Origin of the sequence: Photobacterium sp. CCB-ST2H9, from assembly GCF_023151555.2 — a bacterium.
GTDB lineage: Bacteria > Pseudomonadota > Gammaproteobacteria > Enterobacterales > Vibrionaceae > Photobacterium.
In genome coordinates this window covers 1,162,238-1,180,323 of record NZ_CP100425.1, presented here as the reverse complement: position 1 = coordinate 1,180,323, position 18,086 = coordinate 1,162,238, and the positions used below count along the sequence as shown (strand labels likewise).

Sequence of the window (18,086 nt, the reverse complement as noted above, 5' to 3'; positions counted from 1 at the left end):
AGCCTTCAGATCAGACGAAATTCACGACTTCCCTAACTTGCCCACAATGTAGTCCGCAAACAAACTCACTTTGGCCGGAATATGGCGCGTCGCCGGATATAACATCCATAAATCACCAGTGTAGGCTGTTTCAAATTCCCACTCGGGTAAGACCTGAATAATCTTGCCTTCCGCAATAGCTCCTTCAGCAACAAAGACCGGCAAGCTGGCAATCCCGATCCCCTGCTCTGCCGCTTCCAGCCGCACCCGCGAATGATTAGCCCTGTACCGTCCGGTGACCGGCACCGTGATTTTGCTGTCTCCTTTTCGGAACCGCCATTTCGAATCCGTTTCATTCTCTCCCAAAGAAATACAGCTGTGGCCGGTTAATTCTTTCGGATGAACGGGCATCCCCCTGCGCTCCAGATACTCCGGAGATGCGCAGAGCACGTGCACAATCGGCATCATACTGCGTCCGATCAGCCCCTGCGGCGGCTGACGGGTGATCCGGAACAAAATATCAATTTCCTGTTCAATCAGATCCAGCGCCTGATCGTCCAGCACCAGGTGCACATCAATATCCGGATACAGCCGCAGAAATTCAGCAACGTAGGGATGAATCAGAGAATGCGCCACTGCTTTCGGAGCTGCAACCTTCACGACACCCCGGGCAGAGCTGTCCTGACTTTCACAGAGCGACACCACTTCTCTGGCTGCCTCGTCCAGTTGAAGACAGCGTTCATACACCGTTCTGCCCGTTTCACTCAGCCGCAGTTTCCGGGTCGTACGCTGTAACAGGCAAACGCCAAGCTGCTGCTCCAGCTGTTTGATGGTCCGGCTGACGGCAGAAGGTGAGACGCCCAGCAATCTTGCCGATTCTGAAAAGCTGCCGGTTTTCACCACAGAGACAAAAATTGCCATATCCTGCATCAGACCAATGTGTTTGTTGCTGCTCATGCTGCCTCTGATTCGTGCGTTATACGCAAAAGTTATTTGAATTGATGATGGATTATCATGCACAGTCCGGATGATTACAATGCTGCCTATCACAACAATTCCAGCAATTCACGGAAAGCGTTCATGGCATCTTCGATGGCAACACAAGCGTTATATCTCAGCACCAATCAGCTCTACTGTGAGGCCGAGCTTCTTGCCTGTTTTCAGGAAGATGGGCAATGGATCGCCGTGTTGGACAAAACCGTCTTTCATCCGCAAGATGAAGGGCAGCCCGGAGATACCGGCCGGATCATCACGCATTGTGGTGAACGGGCACAGGTTCTGCACACCCGCAAAGTGGGCAACGAGATTCAGCATATCCTTGATCATGCCCTGCCTACCGGCATGACAACCATGGCTCTGGATAAGGAAGCCCGGCAATTACACAGTTGCCTGCACAGCCTGGGACATCTGATCGGTAACATTGGTCTGCAAAATGGCTGGCAACCGGTCCGAGCGAATCACTGGCCCGAGACCTGTCATGTTGAGTTCGCGCCACAGGCACATGTCGTGGAGCTGGATGAACAGACCATTGCGCAGCACCTGGGCCGATTGATCGCTGCCGGACTTCCGGTTCAGATCAGTACGGATCAGACAGGAACACGCCGGGTCGGATTCGGCGAACTGACCACTTTGCCCTGCCTGGGCACACATATCAGCAATACCAGTGAATTGCCTGCTGATATCCGGATTTCCACCCAGTTCCAGCAAGGGAACCTCCAGGTGCGCTACCACATTCCAGTGGCGGCCTGATTCAATAAGGATGTGAATGATGATCAATGAATACTGGCCGGAATTTCTTTCTCTGGCCCTGATCCATTTTATGGCCGTCGTGGCACCGGGACCTGATTTTGTGGTGACGGTCAGACAGAGCCTGAAATTTGGCCGCAGCCATGGTGTGATGACCGCACTGGGCATCGGCTGCGGGCTGGGCATTCATGTCCTGTATACCCTGCTGGGCGTGAGCGCACTCATGCACACCTCCGAGTGGCTGCTTATCGCAGCCAAAGTGCTCGGGGCAATTTATCTGGTTTATCTGGGTGTTCAGCTCTGCCGCAGCAAACCGGCCAAAGACAACGGACCGGCAACAGATGCAGCGAACAATCCGGATACCCCGGCGGAGACACAGTCGCTGAAACGGGCTTTCAGCATTGGTTTTCTCACCAATGCCACCAACCCGAAAGCCACCCTGTTTTTCCTGGCGGTCATGACCAATGTGGTCAGCATCGATACCCCCATCGCCGTACAGATGTTCTATGGCGCCTGGATGTGTTCCGTCAATGCGATCTGGTTCATGGGGGTCAGCGTGGTGTTTTCCGCTGAAAAAGCCCGGTTCTGGTTCCAACGGCAAATGCATCTGATTGAACGGTCTCTGGGTGTGGTCCTGATCGCTTTTGCGGCAAGGCTGGCCTTTGCCTGACCCCATTCGCCCGTCATTTTTGATTACACCTCCGGGATTACAGCGCCCGCCAATCGGTGTATGATTCGCCCCGCATTCGAGACGTGCAGGTCTGTCCATTCCCCCGGACAGACCCATTCACCAATAAGCACGCAACAAGCAAATTGATTGGGTAAGTCCAAAAGAGGATTGATATGGAATTGATGGATTTTGTTTCGGCTATCCTGTTCAGCCTGGGCGTATTAGCCGTAGCGCTGGCCGGTGGTTGCATTTTCAGTATGCTGACTGTCAGAAAAGAAGACGTTGAATGCGTCGTTGAAAAGCGCATTGAATTTGGCGTGTTCGGTGGTGCCTGCCTGGCGATCGCCGGTCTGATTGGCTATGCGCTGACCTGAGTCAGCTTCACAAACATCACAGAATCAACGGGCCGTCATTCGGCCCGTTTTGTTTTTCAGGCTTTCCCGTTCAGGCGGAAATGCCAGTTTTCGAGCTCACCTGTTTCCAGTCGCTTGGCGATAGTGCTCTGCCAGCTCTTCGACAGGGCTTCACACGTCTGCAGCAGACGTAACTTATCCGGATTCATCGGATCGTTGAAATACCAGTCCAGCACCCGTTTGACGGTAAAGCGCTCATCCCCGGCCTGAATCAGGACCAAAGGTGCTGCCGCACGGATAAAACCGGGCTGAATCACACGATACAGCCAGCCACAACGGCCAGTGGTCTGCATGGTTTCTGAAAAGCCCTGTAAATCCCAGCGACAGTTCAGTTTAAAACAAGGCGAACGCGGCTGACTGATTTCGATGATGGCTTCACCCCAGCGATACCGGTCGCCGATGCGGACATTGTCTTCCGTCATCCCCAGCGTACTGATATTTTCGCCCATCCCCGACGACACCCATTCGCGCTCAGGATACTTCTGCTGCCAGAAAGCATAATGCTCGAGCGGATACTGATGCAGCGCCCTTTCCGTACCACCGTGAAATTTCGGCTCGGCGCATTCATCACCTTCCAGTCCGGTCTCCGACAAATACATCCGGCCGGTCACCGGCTGCTTGGCCATCGCTGTGGTGATACCGTAATTCTGTGTCACTGTTCCTGTATACAGGCCGGTGAGCGATATGCTTGTCTCTGCTTTGATCAATGCTCGAACTCCTTTCCATGCAATCGAACAGTCACATTCAAGCTGTTCGCAATAAAACAATTCGCGTGCGCTTTCTGATGCATTTTGTCCAGGACTTCAGGGGAGACGTCAATCCCTTCCGCGAAGGTGATCTGCGGGTTCAGATCAATCACAGCCACTTTGGTTTTACCAGCCTCGTTTTGCCCCAGTTCTGCGGTCACGCTGTCCTGATAACTGGCAACCGGCAGACGCTTGAGATGCGCGATCGCCAGAAACGTCAGCATATGACAGGAAGACAGCGACGACATCAGGCTTTCTTCCGGATTAATTTTATCGGCACTGCCCTGATATTCCGGTGCAGATGATCCCTGAACCTGCTGGCCGCTGCCAAAGTGAATCTGATGATCCCGGCTGAATGCTTCTCCGGGCTGACTGTTGCCTTGCCAGATAACTCTTACATGAAAGCTCATCTCATCCGTCTCCTTACTGAAAAAAACATCAATAAAGAAAAAGGCCCCCGACGGGAGCCTTTTTCATCACAATTCGAAATCACTGAGCGCGTCGTGATCAACCTGTCGCTCCAGAAACGCGACCAGATCATCATGCCCCCCGATATATCTGCCATCCAGGATTATTTGCGGCACGGTCCGCACGGTGGTGTTTGCCACCTGCTCAATAAAAGCAACCATCTCGGTCTTTTCCAGATCCTGACCCAGCACCAGTGTCGTGTAGTCTGTTCCACGTCCGTCAAGGATCGCTTTCGCTCTCACACAGTAAGGGCAGTTCGGCTGAGTGATCACCAGATTCTGAAACTGATGCAATGCTTCAATAGTCATGCGGGACATTCTCTGTTCGGCTTTACGGAAAGCGGTAAGATAATGCAAAGCCGCACCGGAGTAAAACCCAATTGACGAGCTTGTTGCTTTTATCACCATCAGGCACTGATCCGGATGGGAATCCGCCTGCGCCCGAAGCTTTCACCGGGCGTCGTAAACCGTCCGGCAAGCTGATAGCCGCAGTGCTGACAGCAACCTTTGTCGGTCAGTTCATAATCGCCCAGCGCATACCAGTTTCGCGCAACCACCTTCGCACCGCAGCCGGGACAGTAGGTACTGTCCCCTGCCTCATCAAAAATATTACCTACGTAGACGTATTTCAGTCCGGCATCCAGAGCAATCTGTCTTGCCCGTTTGACGGTTGACGGTGGGGTCGGCGGTTTGTCCATCATTTTAAAATCAGGATGAAATGCACTGAAATGCAACGGAACTTCCGGGCCGAGATTCTCCATGATCCACCGTGACATCGCCTCGATTTCAGCCGGACTGTCATTTTCATCCGGGATCAGCAAGGTGGTGATTTCGAACCACACCCGGGTTTCATGACGCAGGTAGAGCAACGTATCCAGTACAGGTGCCAGATGCCCGCTGCATATTTTGTGATAAAACCGCTCCGTGAAGGCTTTCAGGTCGATATTGGCCGCATCCATTTTCTGATAAAAATCTTGCCGCGGCACATCGCAGATATAACCGGCACTCACCGCCACACTGTGGATCCCGTGGGCATGGCAGGCGTCTGCACAGTCCATGGCGTATTCCATGAAAATGACCGGGTCGTTATAGGTAAACGCAATGGAATCGCAGCCGTACTGCTGCGCTGCCCGTGCGATTTGCTCTGGCATTGCGGTTGACCCTAAGGTATCGATTTCCCGCGACTTGCTGATGCTCCAGTTCTGGCAGAATTTACAGCCCAGATTACATCCGGCGGTTCCGAACGATAAAACTGAGCTGCCCGGGTAAAAATGGTTCAGCGGTTTTTTCTCAATCGGGTCGATGCAGAACCCGCTGGAGCGGCCGTAGCTCGTCAGCACAATCTGACCATGTTCAGCCATCCGCACAAAACAGGCACCCCGCTTGCCGTCACGGAGCCGGCAATGCCTTGGACAGACATCGCAAACCACACGACCGTCATCTAACTGATGCCAGTGTGTGGTTGGCCAGCTCGCCGGAGGGCTTCCGGAAAGCGGGTCTGTTTGCATCCGGTGAGATTGCGCCATGGAGATGCTCCGCGAAATTAATCCTTTCTATACTTAAATATAGTTGGTCTCCGCCAGATCCCGCCTGATGTATCAGGCAGAGCCTGTGGCGTGAACCAATCACATCCTTCAGAACCAGTTCGGAGATAGAGGACCAGACGATGACCATTCGAGTCCCTGCTGTCGCCGGTCGATTTTATCAGGCTTCGCCGCTGGAACTGAGCAAGCAGCTGAATCATTGGCTGGTTGCCCCGGACGAAGTGACATCATTCCCCAGAGCACTGATCGTGCCGCATGCGGGGTATATGTTCTCTGGTAAAGTCGCTGCCAGGGCCTACCGGTGGCTGAAAAGAAACGGAAATGTGTATCAAAAAGTAATTCTGGTTGGCCCCAGTCATTACTATGCCTTTGATGGCTGCGCCCTGCCCGGTGATCAGTATTTCGCCACACCGTTAGGTGAAGTCCAGATTGACACGCCGTCTGTTGAAAAATTGTCACGATTCGATGATATTGCTATCTCAGATCATATACATGAGCTGGAGCATTGTCTGGAAGTGCAGTTACCCTTCCTGCAGCATTGCCTGCCGGCGTTTACCCTGCTGCCGATACTCACCGGAGATATTTCCCCGGCACGTCTGGCGGAGATCATTGATCCCCTATGGCAGGACAACACATTGCTGGTCATCAGCAGTGATCTGAGCCATTACCACCCCTATGCAGATGCACAGGATATCGATCACCGGACTCTGAAAGTGATTGAAAAGTTCGATCCCAGCCTTTCCCCGCAACAGGCTTGCGGCTCAACCGGGATCAACACCTTGTTATTACTGGCGAAGCAAAGAGGCTATTACTTAACACAAATTGAATACAAAAACTCCGGCGACATGGAGGCCGGAGATAAGGAGAGAGTCGTTGGATATGTCAGTTACCTCGTGTCTTCCCCCAGAGAAACCGGCCCTGAATAAGGGAGAAATGACGCAGTTGCTGGATATTGCCCGGGAGGCGATCCGCAGCCATTTTTCCGATGATCTGCCGATGCCGCCGCAACTGGATCTCTACCACCGCAAGCTGCGGGCTAACGGTGCCTGTTTTGTCACGCTTGAAGTCGATGGTCAGCTCCAGGGCTGTCTGGGCACCGTCACGGCCAATGAGCCGCTGGTAATAGAAGTCCATAACAAAGCCAGAGACAGTGCCTATCAGGACAGACGATTCATGCCGCTCACCGAAGAGCAGCTGGATTCCCTGACCATTGAAGTCTCCGTACTCTCTGAACCCAAGCTCCTTTCAGTAGCTTCTGAAGAAGAACTGTTGGCCTATCTGGAGCAGCACAAGGTGGGTGTCATCCTGACAGAGCATTATTCTCAGGCCGTGTTTCTGCCGCAGGTCTGGGAAAAACTGCCAAAGCCTTCAGCTTTCATCAAAGCCCTGAAACAAAAAGCAGGCTGGCCGATGAATCACTGGTCTCCCAATGTCCGGGTGAAAACCTTTACGATCACTCAGATGAAAGGTAAATATTTCACGCCACTGGCGTAATGCCCGTCTGACTCGCTCTCCCGATCAAAAATGCTGGCCGAAGCCAGCATTTTTCGTTTCTCCGCGAAGACTACTGCCCGAACTGGTAAGTCAGGGTCAGAGAAGTCTGACTGATATCGTTGATGTCAATAAAGTAACGGTTGAACTTCACGCCCGCCAGCCAGGCCGGATGCAGACGATAATCGATCCCGACCGTCAGATAGGGATCAACCCCCCAATCTGACGACTTGATCGTCTCCCCCTGATAGGTACTGCTGTAATCCACTTCCCAACGGTACACACCACCACCGAGCAACAGCCGGAAGTCATTATCCGCCAGGACAGGATACCGGACATCCAGTGCGACCCCGGACGTCAGTGCCGGAGTCGCCTTAGACACTTGCTGATGATAATCACTGGCTGTCATACCATCGGGCGTCAGTGTCGCTTCCCCTTCTCCCTGATCCAGATAGCGTGCAGTGAACAGCCACTGACTGCGGGTTTCATAGCCGATCCCCAAGGACCAGGCCATATCGCTGTCATCCTGAGACACCGTGGTGTCGGCTGGCTGAGTATTGCGCTCACTGGCCTGACTGCCCCCGATTTCCGCATCGACATACCAGGCGGCCTGGCTGTTGAAGGTCAGTAAGCTCAGAACCAGTGCGAGCACACGACCGCCCCATCGACGCATCAGGCCAAAGCCGCCCAGCAGCAGTAACATCATTGCCGAGAATGTACCGGCACCCCGGTTTTTCACCACCATGCCCTCCTTGAGCGTTGTTGTCACCCGCGCCTGAGCGCTGGCTTCCAGTCCGGTTGCATCCTGAATCCGGTAGGTAATGATGCTGTCACCGGCATAACCCGGCTCCGGTGTGAAGGTTAAGGTCTGATCACCATTCACAGAGACTGTTCCCCGGTCAGCTACTGCCGCAATCACAGACAGGCTGTCACCATCCGCATCGCTGTCGTTCCCAAGGACCGCAATTACCACCGCCGTTTGATCGTCGGTCTGAACCGCATCGTTGACGGCAACCGGGTAATCACTGTTCAGCACCGTGACTTTCGCCTCGGCATTGGCCGTGCCGCCCATGCCGTCCGAAATGCTGTAACTGATGGTCGCCACCCCATAGAAACCGTTCGGGGCGGAATAGTGCACCTGATTCGACACCAGCGTGGCAGTCCCGAAATCGACCGAGGACGCCATCAACGTCAGCGGATCATGATCGGCATCCGTGTCATTAGCCAGCACATCAATGGTGATTTCACCATTCCGGTTCAGCAACAGACTATCGTCCTGCGCTTGCGGCAGCTGGTTTGCACTCACCGGAACACCAACACCACCCGGATCCATCACACTGCCATTCACCTGACCGTCATCATCATTCGGACCGCCATCCTGAATGGTCAGCTGCACACACCAATCCCCTTCGTGCAGACCAGCCTGCCACTCAACATCCCCCGGAGGAGGGCAGTAACCGGCTTCACCCGGCGCGGAAGAGACAAAGTTCTGAGCATCGATAATGTAATTCACCCAACCCTGCGATTCCGTGTATTTCCGGTAAACCGCATTGGCCGGAATTGGCAGACGCTGCGGCAAAACCACCTGGTAACTTTGTCCTGCCACCGGCAATCCATGGGCAACAAAGTCAAAGACACCGCCGATATTCTGAGCGCCACTGTCTGACGGAATTTCATCCGTCTGCAGCTGCGCACCGCCCAGTTTATTTCCGGCGACGGTCATCCCTTTGCGCAGACAGACCCCCGGATCCCCTTCGACCAGATAACGATCAGAGACGACCGCCTGTTCCTGAACAACATTACAGTCCGTAATAACGTCCAGATAATCCGGGATACCGTCCGAGTCTCCGTCGGAGTAACCTTCCTGATCATCCGGCAGCAAGTCCCCGTCGCTGTCTCCGCTGCCCAGTTGGGCAAGCTGCGCAACAACTTCCAGATAAATATCCTGTTTCACCGACAGATTCGGGGAACCGTTATCCGTCACGGTCAGTGTCAGGGTGTACATACCCTGCGTTAAGGCGCCCGGTGAAAAAATGAACTGATGATCTTCAGTACTCAGGTTCGCCATGGCGCTGTCGCTGGCTTCCCACAGATAGCTGTGACTGTCAGCCGCGTTCGGATCCGTCACGCTGGCCGTCACGGTCACTGATCCTCCGGAAGCATCAATGACATGCCGGGATTCGGTGTCCTGCGCAACCTCAGTCGATACTGAGGGCGCAACATTTTCCTCCAGAATGCTGAGGAAATAGTGCGATTTACTGCCAAGGTTCACCGACGAAGACAGGCTGATTTCCAGCGTTTCTGTCCCTTCCGGTAACGCGTCACTCAGAACGTCGAATTCAATGATCCCTTCGGTGCCGCTCTGAATCACGACTTCACCATCGGTCAGCGTATGATCACTGCTGTCGCTGGTACCAGATACGGTGTAAGGCACAGTCACTGGGTACGCAGGTGCAGGACCGTTGAGATAGACTCGGACCTTTTGCGTCGTGCCTTCTGTGGCCTTCCCATCTTTGGCAATCGAAACCTGAGGATGCACAACAACCTGCTGGCTGGCCTGCGACTCACGACCACTGGCATCCACGGCACGCCAGTACACGGTGTGTTTGCCCGGTTTAAAGAACGGTTTCCGGTCGACCACAGACACCGCCAGTGCTTTGCCCTGACTGTCCGTGGCATTCGCAACGCCCAGGTTGACCCGGGTAAACAGGCCTGTCGCATTCACCTCAACATCCGCTGGTGCCTGAATCACCGGCGGCTGACTGTCGGCCGATTCAATCACCACGGTAACCAGACCGACCTGCTGATCGGCTTCTCCGTCACTGGCACCATATTTCAGAGACAAGGTCCCCTGCTGAGTCGTAGTCAGAATTACCTGCCCGTTCTCAATGGAGGTCGTGCCCTTCTCGGTTGTCGCCCAGAGCAGAGACAACGGATCCTGATCAATATCGCTGTCATTGCTCAGCACATCCAGCACATACCGGCCCTGCGCATTGGCTTTGAACTGATAGCTGTCCGAGAGAATGACAGGCACGTCATTCACAGGCGTCACCGAAATCGCCACCGTGTAAGTCGCAGAGACCAGCTCACCATCCGTTACCTGATAACTGAAAGTATCGGACCCGTTATAGTCAGCCTGCGGCGTATACAGCCAGCCGCCACTTTGTGCCGTCAGGCCGCTCTGTGCCGTCAGGCTGCCGTGCTGCGGCGATGCAGTGACCAGCAGGCTCAGCGAGCTGCTGTCCACATCGGTCATTGAAGGCACAATCGACAGCGTCTGATCTTCTGCCAGCGAAACAGTCAGGTTTTCCCCTTCCGGCGGATCATTGACGTTCACCACCGTGATATTGAAGGCTGGCAGAGACGCCGTTTCCGGTCCGTCACTGACACTGATGACAATCCCGCTGGTGGTTCCGACATGACTGTTATCCGGCGTACCGGACAGCTGCCCGGTCAGGGGATCAAAACTGGCCCATTCCGGTTTATTCTGAATGCTGAAGGTCAGCGCATCCTGATCGATATCCGTTGCTTGCGGAATAAAACTGTACGCGCTGTCTTCTGAGACCTGGTCCTGCGGCTGGCCGCTGATTTCAGGCGCATCATTGACGTTATTCACCGTAATCGTAAATGCCGGTAACGCTGTGGTTTTATCACCGTCACTCACACTGATGATCACATTGGTGTACTGACCCACAGCATCATTATCCGGCACGCCAGACAACCGTCCGGTCTGAGGATCAAAACTGGCCCAGGCCGGCATATTGGTAATGCTGAAAGTTAACCCGTCATTTTCGATATCCGATGCTGTCGGCTGAAATTCATAGCTCTGGTCCTGATCCACACTCAGCGAAGGTGTCCCACTGATGGTTGGCGCATCATTGACCGTTTCCACCGTCACAGACACCGTGGCCGTATTCGATGCACTGCCTTCGTTATCATCAATCGTATACGTAAAGCTGTCATCTCCGGACTGATTGGCATCCGGGGTGTAACGCAGGCTGCCGTTGCCCAGATCCAGCAACTGGCCAAACTGAGGCGGCGTCAGAATCTGAATCGAATTCAGATCCAGTGAACCATCCAGATCGCTGTCGTTGGCAATCACCGAAATATCAACAGCCGTGTCTTCCTGCGTCGTCGACTGGTCATCATTGGCGACCGGCGCATCATTCACCGCCTGAACCGTCATGGTCACAGTGGCTATATTCGATACCGCGCCCTGATCATCGCTTACCTGATAAGTAAACTGATCTTCACCGCTGAAATTCAGCGCCGGGGTATACACGACGGCCCCGTTGCTGCCCACACTCACACTGCCCTGCGCTGGTTGAGTGACAATCACTAAGGAATTTGCCTGAATCGTGCCGTCGATATCCTGATCATTCCCGAGGACATTTACCGTATGCGGCGTGTCTTCCAGCAACGTGGCCGTGTCATCTGCCACAATCGGCGCATCATTCACACTGGCCACAGTGACCGTCACCGTCGCTGGCAATGACGTCGCACCCAGGTCATCCTGGACCACATAAGTGAAGCTATCATTGCCGAAGTAATTGGCATTTGGTGTATAGGTCACCTTGCCATCGGTGGCGACACTGACCTGCCCTTTTTGCGGCTGAGTAATCACCTGGACAGTGTCTTGCGCCAGTGAACCGTCAATATCACTGTCGTTCGCCAGCACATCCACAACACCGCTTTCATCTTCATCGACTGCCAGCGTATCGGCCACGGTCTGAGGCGCATCATTGACACCTGCGACGTTAATGGTCACCAAAGCGGCGTTAGAAACCAGCCCGGTGCTGTCCTCCACGGTATAAGTCAGTGTATCGGTACCCGCATAATTCGCTTCGGGCTGGTACTGAATCTTCCCGTTATCAACACTGGCAGAACCATGCGCAGGCTGCGTAACGATCGTCAGCGTAGACGCCTGCAGAGTATCCCCGACATCCACATCACTGTCATTCGCCAGTACATCAAGCTCGACCAGCGTATCTTCATCCGTACTGCCGACATCCGCCGTCGCCACAGGCGCATCGGCAACCGGTGTGACAGTGACCGTCACCGTCGCAGCCGACGATACCGCCCCGTAAATATCTTCAACCTGATAGGTAAAGGTTTCCGTACCCGTAAAGTTTTCATCCGGTGTATAAGTGATCGTCCCGGTGCCGGTGTTGATGCTGGTGCTGCCGTGCTGAGGCGCGGTCACCACAGTCACACTGGCCGGATTGAGCAGGCTGTCGGTATCGCTGTCATTCGACAGCACATCAATCGCAATCAGGTTATCTTCCGCCACAGATGCAGTGTCGTCCGTCGCAACTGGCTGCGCATTCGCAATTGTAAAGTTGAAGAAGGTTTCACTGCTGAATCCGGCAAATGCATTTCCGGCGACATCCGATAATGCATCATTCGTCATGGTGACATAATACGTGTGTGTCGGCACAAAAGACTGCGATGGCGAAACCGTCAGCTGGTCACCCGAAAGATTCACTTCACTGTCCGTCATCGCGTAAGTAGCCAGCGTGGCAGACGTCGTTGCATCGACAAGACTCAGACTGCCCGCACCGGCCTGGATCGTTTCACTGAATGTAATCACCAGATGACTGTTATAACTGACATCCGTCGCATCATCTGCAGGGCTCAACGTGCTGATATACGGTGCAGTGCCGTCATAGGTCAGCACCAACTGTGTCGCGGCCAGATTTGCGTTGCCATTCGGATCGGTGAACCGTCCGCTGGCGATATCCAGGGTGATATTTCCGTCTGTGCCCGGTGTCAGTGTCGCGGTATATGAGGCACCAGAGCCGGTAAAGTTACTGAGTGTACCGCCGGAGACAATGACATCCCCGGCCGCGAAATCGCTGCTGCTTTCGCTCAGGGTGAAGGTCAGTGCCGCGGTTTCACCCTGTTTCAGGGCAGACTTATCGGAGGTGATGGTGACCATCGGCTGCAGCGTATCGACGCTGATGGCGAGCTGGGACGCGGCGGTGTTGCCGTTCCCCGCTGCATCCGTAAACACACTGGCTGAAACGTCCACCGTCGCGCCTGCGGTACTGTCCGTATCCGGCGTGAAAGTGGCGCTGTAACTGGTGCCGCTGCCGGTAAAGTTCGACAGCGTACCGCCGGAGACAATGACATCCCCGGCCGAGAAATCACTGCTGCTTTCGCTCAGGGTGAAGGTCAGTGCCGCGGTTTCACCCTGCTTCAGGGTTGCCTTGTCGCTGGTGATGGTGATCATCGGCTGCAGCGTATCGACGCTGATGGCGAGCTGAGACGCGGCGGTGTTGCCGTTCCCCGCGGCATCCGTAAACACACTGGCGGCCACATCCACCGTCGCCCCTGCGGTACTGTCCGCATCCGGCGTAAAGGTCGCGCTGTAGCTGGTACCGCTGCCGGTAAAGTTCGACAGCGTACCGCCGGACACAATGACATCCCCGGCCGCGAAATCACTGCTGCTTTCGCTCAGGGTGAAGGTCAGTGCCGCGGTTTCACCCTGTTTCAGGGCCGACTTGTCGCTGGTGATGGTGATCATCGGCTGCAGCGTATCGACGCTGATAGAAAGCTGAGACGCGGCGGTGTTGCCGTTCCCCGCGGCATCCGTAAACACACTGGCCGCCACATTCACGGTCGCCCCTGCGGTACTGTCCGTATCCGGCGTGAAAGTGGCGCTGTAGCTGGTGCCGCTGCCGGTAAAGTTCGACAGCGTACCGCCGGACACAATGACATCCCCGGCCGCGAAATCACTGCTGCTTTCGCTCAGGGTGAAGGTCAGTGCTGCGGTTTCACCCTGTTTCAGGGCCGACTTATCGCTGGTGATGGTGATCATCGGCTGCAGCGTATCGACGCTGATGGCGAGCTGAGACGCGGCGGTGTTGCCGTTCCCCGCTGCATCCGTAAACACACTGGCGGCCACATTCACGGTCGCGCCTGCGGTACTGTCCGTATCCGGCGTGAAAGTGGCGCTGTAGCTGGTGCCGCTGCCGGTAAAGTTCGACAGCGTACCGCCGGAGACAATCACATCCCCGGCCGAGAAGTCACTGCTGCTTTCGCTCAGGGTGAAGGTCAGTGCCGCGGTTTCACCCTGCTTCAGGGTCGCCTTATCGCTGGTGATGGTGACCATCGGCTGCAGCGTATCGACGCTGATGGCGAGCTGGGACGCGGCGGTGTTGCCGTTCCCCGCTGCATCCGTAAACACACTGGCTGAAACGTCCACCGTCGCGCCTGCGGTACTGTCCGCATCCGGCGTGAAGGTCGCGCTGTAGCTGGTGCCGCTGCCGGTAAAGCTCGACAGCGTACCGCCGGACACAATCACATCCCCGGCCGAGAAGTCACTGCTGCTTTCGCTCAGGGTGAAGGTCAGTGCCGCGGTTTCACCCTGCTTCAGGGTCGCCTTATCGCTGGTGATGGTGACCATCGGCTGCAGCGTATCGACGCTGATGGCGAGCTGGGACGCGGCGGTGTTGCCGTTCCCCGCTGCATCCGTAAACACACTGGCTGAAACGTCCACCGTCGCGCCTGCGGTACTGTCCGTATCCGGCGTGAAAGTGGCGCTGTAACTGGTGCCGCTGCCGGTAAAGTTCGACAGCGTACCGCCGGAGACAATGACATCCCCGGCCGAGAAATCACTGCTGCTTTCGCTCAGGGTGAAGGTCAGTGCCGCGGTTTCACCCTGCTTCAGGGTTGCCTTGTCGCTGGTGATGGTGATCATCGGCTGCAGCGTATCGACGCTGATGGCGAGCTGAGACGCGGCGGTGTTGCCGTTCCCCGCGGCATCCGTAAACACACTGGCGGCCACATCCACCGTCGCCCCTGCGGTACTGTCCGCATCCGGCGTAAAGGTCGCGCTGTAGCTGGTACCGCTGCCGGTAAAGTTCGACAGTGTACCGCCGGAGACAATGACATCCCCGGCCGCGAAATCGCTGCTGCTTTCGCTCAGGGTGAAGGTCAGTGCCGCGGTTTCACCCTGTTTCAGGGCAGACTTATCGGAGGTGATGGTGACCATCGGCTGCAGCGTATCGACGCTGATGGCGAGCTGGGACGCGGCGGTGTTGCCGTTCCCCGCTGCATCCGTAAACACACTGGCTGAAACGTCCACCGTCGCGCCTGCGGTACTGTCCGCATCCGGCGTGAAGGTCGCGCTGTAGCTGGTGCCGCTGCCGGTAAAGCTCGACAGCGTACCGCCGGACACAATCACATCCCCGGCCGAGAAGTCACTGCTGCTTTCGCTCAGGGTGAAGGTCAGTGCCGCGGTTTCACCCTGCTTCAGGGCCGACTTATCGCTGGTGATGGTGATCATCGGCTGCAGCGTATCGACGCTGATGGCGAGCTGAGACGCGGCGGTGTTGCCGTTCCCCGCGGCATCCGTAAACACACTGGCGGCCACGTCCACGGTTGCCCCTGCGGTACTGTCCGTATCCGGCGTGAAAGTGGCGCTGTAGCTGGTGCCGCTGCCGGTAAAGTTCGACAGCGTACCGCCGGACACAATGACATCCCCGGCCGCGAAATCGCTGCTGCTTTCGCTCAGGGTGAAGGTCAGTGCCGCGGTTTCACCCTGCTTCAGGGTTGCCTTGTCGCTGGTGATGGTGACCATCGGCTGCAGCGTATCGACGCTGATGGCGAGCTGGGACGCGGCGGTGTTGCCGTTCCCCGCGGCATCCGTAAACACACTGGCGGCCACGTCCACGGTCGCCCCTGCGGTACTGTCCGTATCCGGCGTGAAGGTCGCGCTGTAGCTGGTCCCGCTGCCGGTAAAGTTCGACAGCGTACCGCCGGAGACAATGACATCCCCGGCCGCGAAATCGCTGCTGCTTTCGCTCAGGGTGAAGGTCAGTGCCGCGGTTTCACCCTGCTTCAGGGTTGCCTTGTCGCTGGTGATGGTGACCATCGGCTGCAGCGTATCGACGCTGATGGCGAGCTGGGACGCGGCGGTGTTGCCGTTCCCCGCGGCATCCGTAAACACACTGGCGGCCACATCCACCGTCGCGCCTGCGGTACTGTCCGCATCCGGCGTAAAGGTCGCGCTGTAGCTGGTGCCGCTGCCGGTAAAGTTCGACAGCGTGCCGCCGGAGACAATGACATCCCCGGCCGCGAAATCGCTGCTGCTTTCGCTCAGGGTAAAGGTCAGTGCCGCGGTTTCACCCTGTTTCAGGGCCGACTTATCGCTGGTGATGGTGATCATCGGCTGCAGCGTATCGACGCTGATGGCGAGCTGGGACGCGGCGGTGTTGCCGTTCCCCGCTGCATCCGTAAACACACTGGCGGCCACATCCACCGTCGCCCCTGCGGTACTGTTCGTATCCGGCGTGAAAGTGGCGCTGTAGCTGGTGCCGCTGCCGGTAAAGCTCGACAGCGTACCGCCGGACACAATCACATCCCCGGCCGAGAAGTCACTGCTGCTTTCACTCAGGGTGAAGGTGAGCGTAGCAGCCTCACCCAGCTTCAGAGCCAACTTATCACTCGTAATGGTAATACCAGGTTTTGTTGTATCCAGGGTTGCGGTACTGGCCAAAGCCGTCGCCGCATTCCCGGCAGCATCGGTCAATGTGACGGACAAAACGAGTGTGCCATCGGATAAGCCCGACACGTCGATGCCTGAGACCGTCTGCGAGCCACTACTGAGTGTTCCTGACCCGGTCACTGCTGTTCCACCGCCACTGGAAGTAACGGAATAGCTGTATTGTGTGCCTACCTCACCACCGGAGAAGGTAAAAGCGGCACTGCCGGCATTGCTGCTGTTGTATTGACTCTTATCCAGCGCAACGCTGTGTCCGGTAGGCGACGTCGTATCAATCGTGACACTGAGTCCGGATGACGCCACACTCTGGTTATTACTGCTGTCTGTGGCTTTGGCTGTGATCACATGGGTCACGCCTGAGGATAACGTACTGGTCGTGATGCTCCAGTTTCCTCCCGTCACCGACGAGGATCCCAATGGCGTACTGCCTGACTGATCACTGAAAAGTTCCACTGTACTGCCATCTTCAGCGGTGCCGGTAAAGGTCAAAGTGACATTCTTGGTCAGATTATCACTGTCAGAAGTACCGGTATCTGAGGATGAAGATAAATCCGGCGTCGAAGGTGCTGAAGGTGCAACATCATCGGCAACGGAAATTGTGAACGGTTTCTGGTAAGTGGTCGTGCCATCATACGTCTGAACACAAATGCTGTAGCTACCAGGAGACAATGCGCTCCCGGTTTCCAGTATCGCACCGTTAATTTGAAACTGACTGTTATCTGCATCTGAAGTACAGCTGCCGAAAGCACTGCTCCCTTTCGAAACCAGTGAATAGCTGTGTGAGTCCCCGCTGTCAGCATCAGTCGTCGACAAGGTGCCCACATCCGCGCCGGAAGCCGTCGCAGACTGATTGATGTTGGAAGACGTCAGACTGATATTCGAGGGGGCATTGTTGGATGGTGGTGACGTATTACAATCCGCATCCGTATTACAGAGCTGGCCGGGATTATTGGTACAGACATAGAGATAGCATTCCCCGGCCGCAAGCATGGCTTCTCCGGGCTGTGAGCCGGAAGCTCCGTCCGAAAATGGTGACAGCTCACCGACGACACGTTTCGATGCCTGAAGCCCTGGATTCAGATTTTGGGTTTGGGATAAAAAAGTGTTCAGATCAAATTCAAGCCCGGAAGAGGCCGGCTGAGAAATGGCGGTTGGTTCCGCTTGAGTTGATTCAAAAGGCACAGGCTGTGTCGCCTCTGCGTAGGCGCTCGCGATAAGGAGCTGACTGCCAGCCAAACCTAAAGCCAGCGTCGATATCCAGCGTTTATTATCTTGTTTCACGGGATGAAGAGAGAGTATTTCAGCGCTCACCTCATCCGAGCCTGCGAAGAACTGTCGCGTAGCATGAGCCAATTGCGACATCATCAGTCCGTTGTTCATAATCTGCCTGCAATAGTGTGATGCGAAAAACGAGCGTGATGTCCGCATCACATCTTCCATTCATGGGCGCGAACAACAGCGACTCAACTGAGTACTCAATGAAAAACCCGGTTGAGAACTCAAACCAAAAAAATATGGAAAT

General features: G+C 55.6%; 11 protein-coding genes. 5 read left to right on the top strand and 6 right to left on the bottom strand.

Annotated features, from left to right (window positions below; all coding sequences use genetic code 11):
• Nucleotides 1-21: 21 nt before the first annotated feature.
• Entirely contained in the window at nt 22-936 is a 915-nt protein-coding gene (locus L4174_RS05725) for a LysR family transcriptional regulator (protein ID WP_248139448.1), read from the bottom strand.
• Nucleotides 937-1,059: 123 nt separating this feature from the next.
• On the opposite strand from L4174_RS05725, the gene L4174_RS05720 reads away from it, so the two are divergent.
• The 3 genes from L4174_RS05720 (at nt 1,060) to L4174_RS05710 (ending at nt 2,769) form a co-directional block, all read left to right on the top strand.
• Nucleotides 1,060-1,728, top strand: coding sequence for a hypothetical protein (locus L4174_RS05720; RefSeq protein ID WP_248139446.1), 669 nt, complete (start codon nt 1,060-1,062; stop codon nt 1,726-1,728).
• A gap of 16 nt (nt 1,729-1,744) precedes the next feature.
• The gene (locus L4174_RS05715) at nt 1,745-2,395 is read left to right on the top strand and encodes a LysE family translocator (RefSeq protein ID WP_248139444.1); all 651 of its coding nucleotides are present in this window, start codon (nt 1,745-1,747) and stop codon (nt 2,393-2,395) included.
• Nucleotides 2,396-2,568: 173 nt separating this feature from the next.
• Nucleotides 2,569-2,769 (top strand): hypothetical protein, encoded by a 201-nt coding sequence (locus L4174_RS05710; protein ID WP_248139443.1) that lies wholly within the window; start codon nt 2,569-2,571, stop codon nt 2,767-2,769.
• A gap of 56 nt (nt 2,770-2,825) precedes the next feature.
• Here the strand turns inward: L4174_RS05710 and L4174_RS05705 are convergent, their stop codons facing one another.
• The 4 genes from L4174_RS05705 to amrS all read right to left on the bottom strand — a co-directional run bounded on the left by L4174_RS05705 (nt 2,826) and on the right by amrS (nt 5,547).
• The gene (locus L4174_RS05705) at nt 2,826-3,464 is read right to left on the bottom strand and encodes an MOSC domain-containing protein (RefSeq protein ID WP_371929380.1); all 639 of its coding nucleotides are present in this window, start codon (nt 3,462-3,464) and stop codon (nt 2,826-2,828) included.
• Between the two features lie 47 nt (nt 3,465-3,511).
• Nucleotides 3,512-3,964, bottom strand: coding sequence for an OsmC family protein (locus tag L4174_RS05700; protein ID WP_248139441.1), 453 nt, complete (start codon nt 3,962-3,964; stop codon nt 3,512-3,514).
• A 66-nt stretch (nt 3,965-4,030) separates the two neighbouring features.
• Entirely contained in the window at nt 4,031-4,339 is a 309-nt protein-coding gene (locus tag L4174_RS05695) for a glutaredoxin domain-containing protein (protein WP_248139440.1), read from the bottom strand.
• Nucleotides 4,340-4,428: 89 nt separating this feature from the next.
• A complete protein-coding gene (gene amrS / locus L4174_RS05690) occupies nt 4,429-5,547 on the bottom strand; it encodes an AmmeMemoRadiSam system radical SAM enzyme (RefSeq protein WP_248139438.1) in 1,119 nt (372 codons plus the stop codon).
• Between the two features lie 140 nt (nt 5,548-5,687).
• On the opposite strand from amrS, the gene amrB reads away from it, so the two are divergent.
• Nucleotides 5,688-6,491, top strand: coding sequence for an AmmeMemoRadiSam system protein B (amrB, locus tag L4174_RS05685; protein WP_248139436.1), 804 nt, complete (start codon nt 5,688-5,690; stop codon nt 6,489-6,491).
• The gene (amrA, locus tag L4174_RS05680) at nt 6,445-7,059 is read left to right on the top strand and encodes an AmmeMemoRadiSam system protein A (protein WP_248139435.1); all 615 of its coding nucleotides are present in this window, start codon (nt 6,445-6,447) and stop codon (nt 7,057-7,059) included. The genes amrB and amrA overlap by 47 nt, the downstream gene beginning before the upstream one ends.
• 70 nt (nt 7,060-7,129) lie before the next feature.
• Here the strand turns inward: amrA and L4174_RS05675 are convergent, their stop codons facing one another.
• Nucleotides 7,130-17,944: an Ig-like domain-containing protein gene (locus L4174_RS05675; RefSeq protein WP_254589125.1), complete on the bottom strand. Its 10,815-nt coding sequence runs from the start codon at nt 17,942-17,944 to the stop codon at nt 7,130-7,132.
• Nucleotides 17,945-18,086: the final 142 nt, after the last annotated feature.